Here is a 15,368-nt window from a genome sequence, read left to right as displayed (position 1 = left end):
ATGTGAAATGTATTGGTCGTACATGCCTCGAACGCGCCGGGACACGTCGTGACGGGTCCACGATTTGCTCAGATCTCCCGGGTTCTCAAACCATGCAATTCGTGCGACGGAAGAATTGCGCGTTACTCGCGGATCATCTTGCGTGCGAGAGTCACCAGAGTAGCCGCCTTTAAGGATGTTAAGACCTGAGTAGCCTCCGGTGATTGCGTCAATGTCGCCGTCACCATCGATATCCCCAATGCCTACTCCGATAATCCAATCCGGCAAGGTGTTACCGATTCTGGTATACAGCCAGGGTTGTGTAAGGTCTTCTGGCTGTTTTAGCCAACCAAGTCCGGCGTGGCTCCACTGACGTGATCCCTCGAATTCTAGTACGTTAGTGATCAGGTCTAAGCGGCCATCGTTATCGATATCCGCAAACTCTGCATTGAACGCTTGTGATCGCCCTTGCCAATGCTCGGGAGTGTCAAATGATGCTAGGATTTGAATTGGAATCGAGCGATGTTGCATGTGGCCATTATCGTCAGTACCCAAGTTTTCAATTATGTACATCTGGTGTTGTACACGTTTGGCTACCAGCACATCGATATCGTCATCGTTATCTATATCGACCGGAATGGCCTGGTTTGGAACACCACCGGCGAAGAGTATTTGCTCTTGCCAGGATTCGTCTTTTAGCGGGTCACCCCGCAGGTAGAAGGCGGAAGTGGTGCGGTCTGTTGTTTGGGTATCCTTAGCATCTACGACATCCGCATGTCCCTTGTTGGCACCCAATATTTCCAGTTGGCCGTCGCCGTTTAGGTCGGCCAGAGCAGTTTGAATCCAAGATCCTCGATTCTGAGTGGCTGACAGAATAAGGTGCGGCCAAAGTTGGGAGCGCGCTTGTGGGCCTGGATTTTGAAAATAAGCAAGGTGCGCATCTTCGCAAGCCACCACCATGTCGATCCAGCCATCCCCATTGATGTCGCCAAGGGCGACGTCCTCTATCGCGCCGACCGTTGCGCCTTGTGCAATCGTTATGTTAAGCCAGGTGTCCGCAGTGCCTTTGTTAAATGCGATACGCAGATGATGCGAGTCCTCGTGCACTGAAACAATATCGAGCTGCCCATCCTTATCAAAGTCAGCCATTGCCAGACCATCGCCGCCACGAATAGGTTCCCCGCCATTAATACCCTCGTCATCAATGCGGTGCTCCCGCCAGCTCATAAAATAGCCAGAGCCTGTTGCATTCGCCATCGTTTTCGCAACAACACCGTCTTCGTCGGCTGCCACATAAGTTGCAACAGAATTTATTAGGGCTAAAGCGCCTGCAAAAGCGAGGGATTTTTTTATTGTTCGTTGCACAGGTGAGGGTCTCCACGCCATTACTTCATGTTCACGTTATAGCAAATGTTGAGTTGGTACCAAACGTTAGGTAGAAACCCCTCTGATTTGCTGGCAGATTCAAGACATCGCGACGGAATTGGTTCTCAGCTGTTTCAGTTGTTGCCGTTGAGATGCTGTGCCTTCGCCAGCAAGTCGTTTTAGCGTCATCTTGGGATTAGATAAAACGATGCCCCGGGGGTTGACCCGCGAGACCCATCAGTTCTGGGTAAAGACGCAGAAACCCATGCTCGAGATACTCGCGATTTTGCTGGATGTCCAAAATTGATTCAGTAAATGAATTCGGGTACCGGATCCGACTGGCGGCGCGTTCAATGACTTTGAATATCATGTCTTCATCGCGGTAAGCACTAAACCAATCTTGTGTCGTCATGCGTCCGAGCGCAAATCGCATGGTTTCGCTCGGCACTAGGTGTCGGGAATTGTCGAGCAATGCATAAGTCTGCTTGATAAAGTCGGCGAGGGGCAGCTCATAGAAGCTGTCCCAGTGTTTGCAAAGCAGATAGTCAAAATAGATATCGATGGCCACCCCCGCAAACCTGCGGGTATGTGCTTGGAATAATGGCTTCAGGTTGACAACCCCTGGGTGCTGGTCGGTTAACGCGTCGACTTTGCGGTGGTTGTCCAGCCCTTCTCGTATTTCGGGGTAGAGAGTGTGAAGCTCGACCCCCTTCATGAAGTCACCTAGCAGATTGCCAATCAGCGACAGTGGAGTCGCTTTACTAATCGCGGTGTGTGCGAGGTAGTTCATAGTTCACTGTTTTATCGTGGGTATTTAAGTTGCAAGCGCGCCTATCATCGGTTTTATCGATCAAATATATTCGTTTTATTTAATATAAAAGCACGCTCTATGAGTCCATACTAACACCAGTGCAATGGATTGGCCGTTGTGCGATTCACTCAAGAGGTAATTATCATGGGAATACGTATAAACGAAGTCATGCCCAATTTAGAGCTAGAAACAGATCAAGGCACGTTCATGTTGCACGACTGGATAGGCGATAGCTGGGCAATTTTATTCAGCCACCCGAAAGATTTCACACCTGTATGCACCACCGAATTTGGCGCAGTAGCGCAGCTCGCAGATGAATGGGCAAAGCGCAACACCAAAGTGATTGGCCTGTCGGTTGATGGCGTAGAAGAGCACAAAGAATGGAAAGCGGATATCGAGCAATATGCCGAGGCACCTGCGACCTTTCCTATCATTGCCGATGAGTCTTTGGCGGTCTCGAAGGCTTTGGACATGTTGCCCGCAAACGCCTATCTGCCAGATGGTCGCACCGCGGCTGACTCTGCGAGCGTACGTGTCGTTTTTATTATTAGCCCTGATAAAAAGCTGCAGTTGTCGATGAGCTACCCAATGTCGGTAGGCCGTAACTTTGCGGAAGTATTGCGGGCTTTGGATGCACTTCAAGCGACCTATGGAGTACCTATTGCAACGCCTGCGAACTGGGTTCAGGGTCAAGATGTGATTGTAGCTTTGTCGCTGGATGATGCGGCGGCTAAAGAGAAGTTTGGTGAGATTGATATTAAGTTGCCCTACCTACGCACCACCAAGCAGCCGTCCTAAAGCTAAGCTGAGAGGATGGGTGTTTTACTGGGGGGGCTAAAGAGTGTGTTTGGGGCCCCTCCAGCCCTCGCGTGGTATCGCTCGGGCGTTCGACCGGCGTCGAGCGGTGCTCGCCGAAATCCCGGTCTCACCCAACTGGGCTCCTCTCGCCCAGCACAGCACGTGGCGCTGAAACAAAAAAGGGCCGTCCAATGGACGACCCTTCTTTGTTTGGCTCCGCCTGCTGGGCTCGAACCAGCGACCCAATGATTAACAGTCATTTGCTCTACCAACTGAGCTAAGGCGGAATGAAACTCAACTGAGGCGCGCATGATATATAGGCCTAAAGGCTTGGTCAACCCCTAAGTGGCGTGGAAAGTAGGCAAATTTCGGGGATTTTTTTATCTGTTTGTATTTGCGCGGTAAGCCCAAACAAAACGCACTCTAATTGGATCATTTCCTGTGATCCGCAACTGCGGTTTGGGGCAAAGTCCTTTATACTCGACGGCTGCCCATGTTGTTGTGCTGGGCATAAACGAGCTCGAGGAACCTGTGGCCAAACCCTTTAAAGTCGAATCTAAATACAAGCCTGCGGGCGACCAGCCCCAAGCCATCGAAAAACTCGTGGAGGGTGTGCAGGCGGGCTTAGCTTCTCAGACCCTGTTGGGCGTGACGGGTTCGGGTAAGACCTTTACCATGGCGCATGTGGTCGAACGCCTGCAGCGTCCCACGATTGTTATGGCTCACAACAAAACCTTGGCTGCGCAGCTGTACGGAGAGTTTAAAGAGTTTTTTCCCAACAACGCAGTTGAGTATTTCGTTTCGTACTACGATTACTACCAGCCAGAGGCCTATGTGCCTTCATCTGATACCTTTATTGAGAAAGATGCCTCGGTGAATGATCACATCGAGCAAATGCGCTTGTCCGCCACCAAGGCCCTGATGGAGCGCCAAGATTGCCTGGTGGTTGCCACCGTCTCGGCTATTTATGGTCTGGGTGACCCCAAGTCCTATTTCAAGATGGTGCTGCATGTGTCCCGCGGTGAAATTATCAATCAGCGCGAGCTTCTGCATCAGTTGGCTGAATTGCAGTACACCCGCAACGATATTGCCTTCTCGCGCGGCACGTACAGGGTACGTGGTGATGTGATCGATATCTTTCCGGCGGATTCGGAAAAAGAAGCGGTGCGCATCGAGCTGTTTGATGAGGAGGTCGACAATATCGTGTTGTTCGACCCTTTAACCGGTGCCATAGAAGCCAAGGTGCCGCGAATTACGATTTTCCCCAAGTCGCATTACGTGACTTCGCGCGACATCATGCTCAAAGCCATCGATGAAATTGAAATCGAGCTGGAGCAGCGCTTAAAACAGCTCAATGACCTGAACAAGTTGGTTGAGGCGCAGCGTTTGCAGCAACGCACACGCTATGACATCGAGATGATTCGTGAACTGGGCTACTGCCAGGGCGTAGAAAACTATTCTCGCTATTTGTCGGGACGTGGACCGGGGGACCCCCCGCCAACGCTATTTGAATACTTACCGGACAACGCCTTGGTCATTATCGATGAGTCGCACGTGACGATTCCACAGATTGGCGGCATGTATCGCGGTGACCGATCACGAAAAGAGACCTTGGTGGAGTACGGGTTTCGTTTGCCTTCGGCGTTGGATAACAGGCCACTGAAGTTCGAAGAGTGGGAGCGCTTGGTGCCACAGGCGATCTTCGTATCGGCGACTCCAGGTAATTACGAGGAACAACACGCTGGTCGAGTGGTCGAGCAGGTCGTGCGTCCCACGGGTTTGGTCGACCCCACGATCGACATCCGGCCTGCCTCAACTCAAGTCGACGATCTTCTGCAAGAGATCCATACGGTAATCGCGACCGGTCAAAGGGTCCTGGTGACGACGCTAACGAAGCGGATGGCCGAGGATTTAACTGAGTACCTGGCCGAGCACGGTATCAAAGTGCGTTATCTTCACTCGGATATCGACACGGTTGAGCGAGTCGAGATCATCCGCGACCTGCGGTTAGGTGAATTCGATGTCTTGGTTGGCATTAACTTATTGCGTGAAGGTTTAGACATGCCCGAGGTCGCTCTGGTGGCCATATTAGACGCGGATAAAGAGGGCTTTTTGCGTTCTGATCGGTCTTTGATACAGACCATTGGTCGTGCGGCTCGCAATCTACAAGGTCGAGCCATTCTGTATGCCGACAAAGTTACAGGCTCGATGCAGCGGGCGATAGAAGAAACGGATCGGCGCCGAACCAAGCAGCTTGCACACAATGAAGAGCACGGCATTAAACCCGTGGGCATTACCAAGTCTGTGCAAGACATCATGGAAGGGGCGCGGCGCATGTCGACCAAGCGCAACGCCAAAGGCGAGCGCAAAGTCGCTGAGGTGCGGGCTGCTTACGCACAAGATATGGCAAGCCTGACTCCCGCAGCGCTTAGCCGCAAGATCAAACAGTTAGAAACCGAGATGATGGAACACGCCAAAAATCTTGAGTTTGAGAAAGCGGCGGCGGTTCGCGATCAAATTACTGAGTACAAGCAGTTCGCCTTTATGGCCTCATAGACCTTTTGCGCTGACGTTCAGACGCCAGTCACTGGGCGTTCTACTCGTCATATGCTTGAAGTATCGTCTGAATGCGCTGGCGTCACTGAAGCCCAAAGACGAGCTGATTTCGCTGATCGGTGCTTGGCTGTTGGCGAGTTTGTCTTTGGCCACCGTGAGCTTCGCACGGTTGCGAATACTCAGGAAATCCTGGTTGTGACTTTCTAATTTGCGTCGAAAGGTCGACAGGGACAGCCCAAAAGTAGCGGCCAGGTCTTCTTGGGTCGGCGCCGGCTGCCCCAGTTGATATGATGCCACCAGTAGCGATTCGACTTGATGCCCCAGTGGTGTTTGGCTGCGATCAAAAATACCACAGGGGTGGACCCTAAAAAATTCCTCGAATTCATTGGGTCGGCGAACCATTGGCATATCGAGGAAGTGGCTCGGGAAGTCGAAGGAAAAGTCCTCTTGAGTGGTTAGCATCGGTGCACCGAACAGAACCAGGAACGGAAGGGTATGCTCGCGTTGTACTTTACCCAACAAGAGTTGCTGCACGGGAATAGGCACGCCAATGAGCCATTGAAATAGCTGATAGAACGAAAACAGACCGATAACATCCACGAGTAATGAGGTTGTTGTGGTCTCAGTGCGCAGCGAGTTTAGTGTGATGCGCGCAGACTTGCTGGTTTCGATGAGTCTTAATTGTCCTCCCCGAGGCTCCAGGGCAGCGCAGTAGTCAGCCACGATTTCGATGGCGTGCCTTAAGTTGATGGCACTCATGCCGCAGCGGCACATTAACTCAACTTCTCTGCGGGAAATGGCCCGAACAGAATTATTTGCGCAGTGTCGCGAGAGCCGCTGTGTCGCCTCTAAGTACCATTCCGAGAAAGTCTGGCTCGTTTGGATGCTTGGACGCGCTAAGTTTGTACCAATGTGAGCGAGTTCAGCCTGTATCAGTGTAATGAGCGGTTCAAATTGTTGGAGTTGGGCTTTGATTGTCAGACATCCGCGAACTATTTGACATAAAAAGTACCACTATTTGGCGTCTTTTGTCACCTGTTAAGCGCGTTGTTGGCGCTAACCTAGAGTCAAACAATAATCAGGAAGTCGACTAATGAATGAGACAAAACGTGCAATCGTATTGGGCGCCGGTATGGCAGGAATATTGGCGGCGATTAAGTTGCGTGAGACGCCCAATGTTGACGTGGTCGTTTATGAAAAGTCGGATCGAGTGGGTGGCACTTGGCGCGAAAATACTTACCCTGGTTTGACTTGCGATACCCCTTCGCATCATTACACCTATTCGTTTGCGCGCAACCCTAATTGGTCGAGCTATTTGCCCCCTGGCCCTGAGATTCAGTCCTATTTTGAGGGTGTGGCTGAGCGTTTTGGTGTGTATCCACTGACGCATTTTGGCGAAGAATGCATCAAGGCTGAGTTCCGAGAAGGTAAGTGGGAGCTGGAGTTCGCCAGTGGCCGCAAGGACAGTGCCGAGATACTTATCGCGGCGACAGGTGTATTACATCATCCGAGTATGCCTAATATTGAAGGGGTCTCGGATTTTAAAGGTGCGCTGTTTCATAGCTCGCGCTGGGATCACTCAATCCCCCTCGAGGATAAACGCATTGCAGTCATTGGTAGCGGGTCAACGGGGGTGCAAATCTGCTCGGCTCTCGCCGGTAAAGTGGCTCAGTTCGAGCACTTTGTCCGCACACCTCAATGGATTATGCCTGTCGATAACACGCCCTTTTCCGCTGAGCAAATAGCATCGTTCCAGGATCCTGACGTCTTAGCTGAGGCGATGGACTTTGAGGGCTATAGCGCGGCCGTAAATGCCTATACCGAGGCTTTGTTGGACGATCAGTCCGAAATGGCTCAGCAAATGGCGGGCGCGTGTCTAATGAACTTGGAGCAGTCAGTTCAAGACCCTGAGTTAAAAGAATCCTTGCGACCAGACCACAAGGCGATGTGTAAACGCTTGATTTTCTCGCCCGATTACTACCAAGCGATTCAGCGCGCCAATACTCGGCTAGTGCGAAGTGGTATTAAGCGTATTGTGGAAAACGGTATCGAGACCGAAGACGGTGAACTTCATGAGTTGGACATTATTGTATACGCAACGGGTTTTCAAGCGGACCGGTTTGTCCGTCCTATGGATGTGATAGGGCGAAATGGTGTGAGCTTGAATACATTGTGGGCCGATTACCCCAAGGCGTATTTGGCGCTATCGGTGCCCGATTTTCCCAACTTCTTCATGCTCAATGGTCCCAATGGCCCTGTGGGTAATTTTTCTTTGGTTGAGATTGCCGAGAATCAGTGGGGCTGGGTGGAGCAATTACTGGAGCCTGTATTGTCGGGTACTGCCTCTGAGGTCTGCTGTACGGCGGAGGGAATGATCACCTACGAGGCTCGGCGAGAAGAGGCTGCTCGCAAAACCGTTTGGTATACCGGGGGTTGCAACAGCTGGTACCTGAATGCGGCAGGTATTCCCGCGAGCTGGCCTTGGACTTTTAAAGACTTTGAAGTAGCTATGGCAAATCCTGTCTGGGCGGATATTGATTTACGTTGAACACTCGTCCTCGCCCACCCGACCGATATAAATTGGGCAAGGTGGGCGTTTTTTGCTACACTTCGCGGCTTTAAATTTCCGCGCTTAGCGCAGCAACGCCACGTGGCCTTTAGTAGGGGTCACCACTGACGAGAGAGACTATGCCTGTTATTACTCTGCCCGACGGCAATCAAAAGACTTTTGATGCTCCCCCTTCTGTTTACGACGTTGCGTTAGCGATCGGTCCAGGCCTTGCCAAAGCCGCGTTGGCTGGTGTTGTCGACGGCAAAGAAGTCGACACCTCTTACGTGATTGAGAACGACGCGTCGCTCGCGATTATTACGGATCGAGATGACGCCGGGATCGAAATTATTCGCCACTCGACTGCGCACCTGCTGGCGATGGCGGTGCAGGAGTTGTATCCCGGTACCCAGGTGACGATAGGGCCAACCATTGACGATGGCTTTTACTACGACTTTGCTACCGGTCACCGTTTTACGACCGAAGATCTTGAAAAAATCGAAGTGCGTATGGCCGAGATTGCGGAGCGCGATCTTACGGTAGAACGGTTGGAAGTAAGCCGCGAACACGCCATTGAAGAGTTCCGCAACATGGGCGAGAACTACAAGGTCCAAATTATCGAAGATTTGCCGGCTGGTGAGATTATTTCGGTCTACAAGCAGGGGCCTTGGATGGACCTGTGCCGCGGCCCTCACGTGCCATCGACCGGCAAACTGCAAGCCTTTAAATTGACCAAGGTTGCGGGTGCTTACTGGCGGGGCGATTCCAAAAATGAAATGCTGCAGCGCGTGTACGGCACCGCTTGGGCCAACAAAAAACAGCTTAAGCAGTACTTGAACCGTATTGCCGAGGCCGAGAAGCGTGACCACCGCCGCCTCGGCAAGCAGTTGGATTTGTTTCACACCCAAGAAGAAGCACCCGGCATGGTGTTCTGGCACCCTAAAGGCTGGACCGTGTATCAGGTGATCGAGCAGTACATGCGCAATCGCCAGCGCCAAGAGGGCTACAAAGAAATTAAGACGCCGCAAGTCGTCGACATGACCTTATGGCATAAGTCAGGTCATGCCGACAAGTTTGGCGACGATATGTTCATGTTGAAGGCTGAAGACCGCGAGTTCGCAGTCAAACCCATGAACTGCCCCTGTCACGTACAGGTATTTAATCAGGGACTTAAATCGTACCGCGATTTGCCCTTGCGATTGGCCGAATTCGGAAGCTGTCATCGCAATGAGCCTTCGGGTTCGCTACACGGTATTATGCGCGTTCGAGGGTTTACCCAAGACGACGCACATATTTTCTGCACCGAAGACCAAATTCAGCCTGAGGTGTCTCGCTTTATTGATTTTCTGCATGGGGTCTACGAAGACTTTGGTTTTAGCGAGGTCATCTATCGCTTATCCACACGCCCTGAAAAGCGCGTGGGTAGTGAAGAAGATTGGGATCGTGCTGAAAAAGCGCTAGCTGATGCGTTGGATGCGCACAATCTTCCCTGGGAATTGCTGCCCGGCGAGGGTGCCTTTTACGGGCCAAAGATTGAATTTTCACTGAAAGACTGTATTGGTCGAGTCTGGCAGTTGGGTACCATTCAAGTGGACTTCTCGATGCCGGGACGTCTGGATGCCCAATACGTAGCCGAAGATGGTGCGCGTAAAACACCGGTCATGTTGCATCGGGCAATCTTGGGAAGCTTTGAGCGTTTTATCGGTATTTTGATCGAACATTTTGAAGGGCGTTTTCCGACATGGTTGGCGCCGGAGCAAGTGGCGGTGATGAATATTACCGACAAGCAGGGTGAATTTGCACAAAATGTGGTGGATTACCTGAATAACTCGGGTTTTCGCGCTATTGCGGACTTGAGAAACGAGAAGATCGGCTTTAAAATCCGCGAGCGCACTCTAGCTAAGATTCCTTACTTGCTGGTGGTGGGCGATAAAGAGGTGGAAACGCAGTCAGTAGCCGTGCGCACACGGGACGGCAAAGACCTCGGAACGATGACTCTTGCAGACTTCGCCGAGTATTTGCGGCAGGACGTGGGCAGTCGCGGTTTTTTTGCATTGGAGAAATAGGATTAACAACGAAAACGAAAAGCGCAAGTCGAAAAAAGCGCTCACAAACGATCAAATTACGGCAGACCCTGTTCGACTGATTGGGGCAGATGGTTCGCAAGTCGGTATCGTAACCTTAGCGGAAGCTCTAGCAGCGGCCGAAGCGGCGACTTTGGATTTGGTTCAAATTGCCGACTCTGATCCAGCGGTCTGCAAGATCATGGATTACGGGAAGCACGTTTTCGAAGCCAAGAAGCAGAAAGCGGCGCAGCGTAAAAAACAGAAGCGTACTCAAGTCAAAGAAATGAAGTTTCGTCCGGGCACGGACATAGGCGATTACCAGATCAAGTTAAAAGCTCTGGTGCGCTTTTTGGAAAACGGTGATAAAGCCAAGGTAACGCTACGTTTTCGTGGTCGTGAAATGGCTCACCAGGAAATCGGTATCGAATTACTTCGTCGTATCGAAGCAGATTTGGCCGAGTGGGGAAGCGTAGAACAGTTCCCCAAGATGGAAGGTCGTCAGTTAACTATGGTGCTGGCGCCCAAGAAACGGGGTTAGTGGCCCGTGAATGCCCTAACTCTTGTCTTTGTATGAGCAATGTGGAGATCACAATATGCCTAAGGTAAAAATTCACAGTGGTGCCGCTAAGCGGTTCAAGAAAACAGCGGGTGGTTACAAGCGTAAAAGCGCTTATAAAAGCCACATCCTCACCAAAATGACCACAAAGCGTAAGCGTCAGCTGCGTGGTACGTCCATGATCCACAAGGCCGATAAAGCCCTAGTGGATAAAATGTTGCGTGCTAACTAGGTCATAGGAGGATTAATCAATGCCACGTGTAAAAAGAGGTGTGACCGCACACCGTCGTCACAAGAAAATCTTGAAGCAAGCAAAAGGTTACTACGGCGCTCGTAGTCGTATTTTCCGTGTTGCTAAACAGGCTGTTATCAAAGCAGGTCAGTACGCCTACCGTGACCGTCGTCAGCGTAAGCGTCAGTTCCGCGCTTTGTGGATTACTCGTATCAATGCACAATCACGTGCCAATGGTATGACTTACAGCCAGCTGATCAACGGCTTGAAGAAAGCAAATATCGGTTTGGATCGTCGTGTACTCGCCGATTTGGCCGTGCATGACAAAGCGGGTTTTGCCGCTGTGGTTGAGCAAGCAAAGTCTGCCTTAGCCTAAGCGCCCACAGGGCCCGTGCCGCCTGTGTGCGGCAACGAGAGGGGAAAGGGTCAGACTCTTTCCCCTTTTTATTGCGTTAAATGTTTGCCTCACCGGCTGGGTGTGGCAATCGGGGAATGAAAATTAAATGGAAGCACTGAAGCAGATACAAGCTGAAGCACTTGCTGCAATTGGTGGGGCAAGCGAGCTGCCGCAGTTAGAGCAATTGCGTGTTGATTACCTGGGTAAAAAAGGCGCATTAACCGCCGTGTTAAAAGGTCTCAGTCAGCTTGCACCCGAAGAGCGACCCGCTGCGGGCGCCAAGGTAAACGAAGTCAAAGCCGAGCTGCAAGCTTTAATTAACGAGCGTAAAGCGGCTCTTGAAGCTGAGGCTTTAGAGGCTCAGCTTGCGTCAGAGTCTATCGACGTTACAGCTCCTGCGCGAGGCTTAAGTAGCGGTGGATTGCATCCCGTGTCGGTGACTATTGAGCGTATCGAAGCCCTATTCAGTGCCATGGGCTTTGAGGTGGTGGAAGGTCCCGAGATTGAAGATGACTATCATAACTTCGGTGCTTTGAATATTCCTGATCATCATCCCGCGCGTGCCATGCACGATACCTTTTACGTGGATGACACTCACGTTTTGCGAACGCATACATCCCCAGTGCAAGTTCGTGTGATGGAGTCACAAGAGCCCCCTTTGCGGGTCATTTGCCCAGGTCGCGTGTACCGCTGTGATTCTGACTTAACCCATACACCGATGTTTCATCAGGTAGAGGGTTTGTTGATCGACGAGCAGTCGAGTTTTGCCGACTTAAAGGGCTTGATTGAAGTATTTTTGCAGCGCTTTTTTGAGCAAGAATTAGCGGTGCGTTTCCGGCCTTCGTATTTTCCATTCACTGAACCCTCGGCAGAGGTCGATATACAGTGTGTTCACTGTAAAGGTGAGGGCTGTCGAGTATGTAGTCAAACCGGTTGGTTAGAAGTGATGGGTTGCGGCATGGTGCATCCTTCGGTGTTTGAATCGTCAAATATCGACACCAAACGTTATTCAGGCTTTGCCTTTGGTCTTGGGGTAGAGCGCCTGACTATGTTGCGCTACGGCGTCAATGATTTGCGCCTATTTTTTGATAATGATTTGCGCTTTTTGAGCCAATTTCGCTAAGGAGATACCCGATGAAAATTAGTGAACAGTGGCTTAAAGAGTGGGTGCCTCACACCCTAGCCACAGAAGATTTAGCGCATCAAATTACGATGGCTGGCCTTGAGGTGGATGCGATCGAGCCTGTAGCCGGTGCGTTTTCATCGGTAGTTGTTGGCGAGATCATCGACGCGCAGCAACATCCAGATGCCGATAAACTGCGTGTTTGCAAGGTGAATGTAGGTGAGCCCGAGCCCTTACAAATTGTGTGCGGCGCGCCAAACGCTCGTGTTTCCTTAAAAGCACCGGTGGCTCTGGTGGGTGCAGTCTTACCGGGCGACTTTAAAATTAAAAAAAGTAAGCTTCGCGGTGTCGAATCCTTTGGAATGTTGTGTGCCGAGGCTGAGTTAGAACTCTCCGAAGCATCTGATGGTTTAATGGAGTTACCCGAAGACGCGCCGGTAGGCACTGATTTACGCGACTACCTAGGCCTAGACGACAACAGCATCGAAATTGGGTTAACGCCCAACAGAGCCGATTGCTTAAGTGTTCGCGGTATTGCTCGCGAAGTCTCAGTATTGACCGGTGTCGAACTGCAAAAACCAACCTGGGCATCGGTCAGCACCGAAGCTTCAACTCAAATCGGTGTTGAAGTGGTAGCGACTGAGGCCTGCCCCGTTTACGCAGCCCGTATTATCGAGGGCGTCGATAACAGTCTTGAATCACCCTTGTGGCTGCAGGAGCGACTGCGTCGCTGCGGGTTACGCTCTAAAGATCCTCTGGTGGATGTGACTAATTTTGTGATGTTGGAGCTAGGCCAGCCAATGCATGCCTTTGATGCTAACAAGCTGAGTGGTCCAATCGTCGTACGTATGGCTCAGCCACAAGAGTCTATGACTTTGCTGGACGGTAAAGAGATCAGTCTGCCTGAGGATGCACTGTTAATTACTGATCAGGCTGGCCCTATTGCCTTTGCGGGCGTCATGGGCGGCCAGCGAAGTGCGGTGAGCAGCGAGACTCGCGCCGTGGTTCTAGAATCTGCCTTTTTTACGCCGCGCGCGCTGGCTGGTCAGGCCCGCAAGCAGGGTATGCATACAGACGCCTCCCACCGCTACGAGCGCGGTGTTGATTTTGAATTGGCGGAACTGGCTTTGGATCGCGCTACGCAGTTAATTGTTGAAATTGCAGGTGGTCACGCTGGACCAGTGACGGTAGCTCGTTCGCAGAACGATTTACCTGACCGCAGAGATGTGTCGCTATCGCAGGCGAGCCTGAGTCGAGCGCTAGGTCTTGAAATTCCAAAGTCGGAAGTCAGCCACATTCTGAGTGGATTGGGTTTTGGTGTTAACGAAATCAGTAACGGTTGGTCTTGCTCAGTACCCTCTTGGCGCTTTGATATCAGTATCGAAGCCGATTTGGTTGAGGAGGTTGCTCGCGTCTATGGCTACAACAAGCTTCCAGTCAGTAAGATTGTGGCAAATCTTGAGATGCCCGTGCGTCCCGAAAAAGCGGTGTCGCCGTCACGGATTCGTCGTTATCTTGCGTCGCGCGATTTGCGCGAAGTCATCACGTACAGCTTTGTTGACCCCAAACTCGCTGAGCAGTTTGCTGACCTCAACCAATGCGTTACGCTGAAGAACCCAATCAGCGAAGACTTATCGGTTATGCGTCCAAGTCTGGTTCCGAGTCTGGTTGCGACAGCAATCACCAATATTAATCGTCAACAAAGCCGCGTGCGGATCTTCGAGCAAGGTCTAACCTTTACTGCGGGTGAGGATTATCCTCAAGAAGCTAAAGTCGCCATTTTGCTGAGCGGTAAAGCCGAATCGGAACGAATGGGTAACCGATCAGGGAATGTCGACTTCTACGACCTGAAAGGTGAGGTAGAAGCCTTGTTGAATCAATTGGGTATTAGGCACGCGACCTATGTGCCCGCCGAGCATCAAGGCCTGCATCCAGGCCAAACTGCGGACGTGTTGGTGGATGGAGCGATCGTAGGCTACGTCGGAAAGATTCATCCACAGACTCAAAAGACATTGGGATTGTCGCAAGCTGCTTATGTTGCTGAATTGGATCGAGATGTCTTATCGAGCGCTGATATCGCTCAATTTGCGTCCGTTTCAAAATTCCCTGAGGTGCGCCGTGACTTGGCGGTAGTAGTTGATGCAGCTGTGAAAGTGGGCGACTTAACGGCTTCCGCAAAAGCGGCGCTAGGCATGTTGGGTAAAGAGGTTTTTGTGTTTGATATTTATCAAGGGCAGGGTGTACCCGAGGGTCAAAAAAGTGTCGCAATGGGTTTGACTTTGGGTGATCAATCACGCACCCTAAGCGATTCCGACGTCAATGACGCAATGGCGCAAGTTGTTGAATCATTGAAAGAAACTTACCAAGCCGAACTGCGTTAGAGCATAGAACTGAATGGCAGCCTTAACTAAATCTGACATGGCCGATATGTTGTTTGAAGAGCTTGGCTTGAATAAGCGCGAAGCCAAAGAGATCGTCGAGATGTTCTTTGAGGAAATCCGCGCGAGTTTAGAGAGTAACGAGCAGGTAAAGCTATCGGGCTTTGGTAATTTTGAATTGAGAGATAAAGGCGAGCGTCCAGGACGAAATCCAAAAACAGGTGAAGAGATACCGATCTCTCCTCGTCGGGTGGTGACGTTCAAGCCAGGGCAAAAATTGAAGGCACGCGTGGAGAAGTATGCTGGAACCGAGTAACAACGGCGAATTGCCACCCATCCCCAGCAAACGCTATTTCACGATCGGCGAAGTCTCGGATTTGTGCTTGGTTAAGCCGCACGTGCTGCGCTACTGGGAGCAAGAGTTTCCGACTCTCGCGCCCGTAAAGCGTCGCGGAAATCGTCGATATTATCAGCATGCCGATGTTGTGTTGATCCGCCAGATTCGCTCTTTGCTTTACGAGCAAGGCTACACAATCGGCGGTGCGCGTCAGCGCATTAC

General features: G+C 51.3%; 14 protein-coding genes and 1 tRNA gene. 11 read left to right on the top strand and 4 right to left on the bottom strand.

All coding sequences use genetic code 11. The annotated features are described in order from the left end of the window. Both ACTF5Z_RS06700 and ACTF5Z_RS06695 read right to left on the bottom strand, forming a co-directional pair. A partial coding sequence (locus ACTF5Z_RS06700) for an FG-GAP repeat domain-containing protein (protein WP_438984976.1) occupies positions 1–1,344 on the bottom strand: 1,344 nt, incomplete at its 3' end. A 196-nt stretch (positions 1,345–1,540) separates the two neighbouring features. After that, positions 1,541–2,134 (bottom strand): ACP phosphodiesterase, encoded by a 594-nt coding sequence (locus ACTF5Z_RS06695; RefSeq protein WP_438984975.1) that lies wholly within the window; start codon positions 2,132–2,134, stop codon positions 1,541–1,543. Between the two features lie 165 nt (positions 2,135–2,299). Between ACTF5Z_RS06695 and ACTF5Z_RS06690 the strand changes: the two genes are divergently transcribed. Beyond that, positions 2,300–2,953 carry a peroxiredoxin gene (locus ACTF5Z_RS06690; protein ID WP_438984974.1) on the top strand — a complete coding sequence of 218 codons (654 nt, stop codon included), beginning with the start codon at positions 2,300–2,302 and terminating at the stop codon, positions 2,951–2,953. A gap of 211 nt (positions 2,954–3,164) precedes the next feature. Here the strand turns inward: ACTF5Z_RS06690 and ACTF5Z_RS06685 are convergent. Further along, positions 3,165–3,240, bottom strand: a tRNA-Asn gene (locus ACTF5Z_RS06685). 244 nt (positions 3,241–3,484) lie between these two features. Here ACTF5Z_RS06685 and uvrB point away from each other — a divergent pair. Beyond that, complete coding sequence (uvrB, locus tag ACTF5Z_RS06680; protein WP_438984982.1) at positions 3,485–5,509, top strand: excinuclease ABC subunit UvrB; 2,025 nt, start codon at positions 3,485–3,487, stop codon at positions 5,507–5,509. Here the strand turns inward: uvrB and ACTF5Z_RS06675 are convergent. Beyond that, on the bottom strand, positions 5,504–6,307 hold the full coding sequence (locus tag ACTF5Z_RS06675; protein ID WP_438984981.1) for a helix-turn-helix domain-containing protein: 804 nt from the start codon (positions 6,305–6,307) through the stop codon (positions 5,504–5,506). The genes uvrB and ACTF5Z_RS06675 overlap by 6 nt on opposite strands. Positions 6,308–6,602: 295 nt before the next feature. Between ACTF5Z_RS06675 and ACTF5Z_RS06670 the strand changes: the two genes are divergently transcribed. From ACTF5Z_RS06670 to ACTF5Z_RS06630, 9 genes are all read left to right on the top strand, one after another. Beyond that, entirely contained in the window at positions 6,603–8,057 is a 1,455-nt protein-coding gene (locus ACTF5Z_RS06670; protein ID WP_438984973.1) for a flavin-containing monooxygenase, read from the top strand. A 140-nt stretch (positions 8,058–8,197) separates the two neighbouring features. Next, positions 8,198–10,123 carry a threonine--tRNA ligase gene (gene thrS / locus ACTF5Z_RS06665; RefSeq protein ID WP_438984972.1) on the top strand — a complete coding sequence of 642 codons (1,926 nt, stop codon included), beginning with the start codon at positions 8,198–8,200 and terminating at the stop codon, positions 10,121–10,123. Next, entirely contained in the window at positions 10,107–10,661 is a 555-nt protein-coding gene (gene infC, locus ACTF5Z_RS06660) for a translation initiation factor IF-3 (protein WP_009575890.1), read from the top strand. The genes thrS and infC overlap by 17 nt, the downstream gene beginning before the upstream one ends. A 55-nt stretch (positions 10,662–10,716) precedes the next feature. Next, complete coding sequence (gene rpmI, locus ACTF5Z_RS06655) at positions 10,717–10,911, top strand: 50S ribosomal protein L35 (protein WP_009575889.1); 195 nt, start codon at positions 10,717–10,719, stop codon at positions 10,909–10,911. Between the two features lie 19 nt (positions 10,912–10,930). Beyond that, a complete protein-coding gene (gene rplT / locus ACTF5Z_RS06650) occupies positions 10,931–11,287 on the top strand; it encodes a 50S ribosomal protein L20 (protein ID WP_423850134.1) in 357 nt (118 codons plus the stop codon). Positions 11,288–11,414: 127 nt separating this feature from the next. Beyond that, a complete protein-coding gene (gene pheS, locus ACTF5Z_RS06645; protein WP_438984971.1) occupies positions 11,415–12,431 on the top strand; it encodes a phenylalanine--tRNA ligase subunit alpha in 1,017 nt (338 codons plus the stop codon). A gap of 11 nt (positions 12,432–12,442) precedes the next feature. Beyond that, entirely contained in the window at positions 12,443–14,812 is a 2,370-nt protein-coding gene (pheT, locus tag ACTF5Z_RS06640; protein WP_438984970.1) for a phenylalanine--tRNA ligase subunit beta, read from the top strand. A 13-nt stretch (positions 14,813–14,825) separates the two neighbouring features. After that, entirely contained in the window at positions 14,826–15,125 is a 300-nt protein-coding gene (ihfA, locus tag ACTF5Z_RS06635; RefSeq protein WP_423850131.1) for an integration host factor subunit alpha, read from the top strand. Beyond that, the coding region (locus ACTF5Z_RS06630) for a MerR family transcriptional regulator (RefSeq protein WP_438984969.1) at positions 15,109–15,368 on the top strand (260 nt) is incomplete at its 3' end. The genes ihfA and ACTF5Z_RS06630, both read left to right, overlap by 17 nt.

It is taken from the genome of Aequoribacter sp. (assembly GCF_965659035.1).
Lineage (GTDB): Bacteria > Pseudomonadota > Gammaproteobacteria > Pseudomonadales > Halieaceae > Aequoribacter.
Note: the sequence above shows the minus strand (reverse complement) of the source record. Positions and strands in the feature narration are given on the sequence as shown.

Bases quoted from the DNA above. Each gene is read 5' to 3' on its own strand.
- ACTF5Z_RS06695 (WP_438984975.1), bottom strand. From the start codon at position 2,134: ATGAACTACCTCGCACACACCGCGATTAGTAAAGCGACTCCACTGTCG.
- ACTF5Z_RS06690 (WP_438984974.1), top strand. From the start codon at position 2,300: ATGGGAATACGTATAAACGAAGTCATGCCCAATTTAGAGCTAGAAACA.
- ACTF5Z_RS06670 (WP_438984973.1), top strand. From the start codon at position 6,603: ATGAATGAGACAAAACGTGCAATCGTATTGGGCGCCGGTATGGCAGGA.
- thrS (WP_438984972.1), top strand. From the start codon at position 8,198: ATGCCTGTTATTACTCTGCCCGACGGCAATCAAAAGACTTTTGATGCT.
- rpmI (WP_009575889.1), top strand. From the start codon at position 10,717: ATGCCTAAGGTAAAAATTCACAGTGGTGCCGCTAAGCGGTTCAAGAAA.
- rplT (WP_423850134.1), top strand. From the start codon at position 10,931: ATGCCACGTGTAAAAAGAGGTGTGACCGCACACCGTCGTCACAAGAAA.
- pheS (WP_438984971.1), top strand. From the start codon at position 11,415: ATGGAAGCACTGAAGCAGATACAAGCTGAAGCACTTGCTGCAATTGGT.
- pheT (WP_438984970.1), top strand. From the start codon at position 12,443: ATGAAAATTAGTGAACAGTGGCTTAAAGAGTGGGTGCCTCACACCCTA.
- ihfA (WP_423850131.1), top strand. From the start codon at position 14,826: ATGGCAGCCTTAACTAAATCTGACATGGCCGATATGTTGTTTGAAGAG.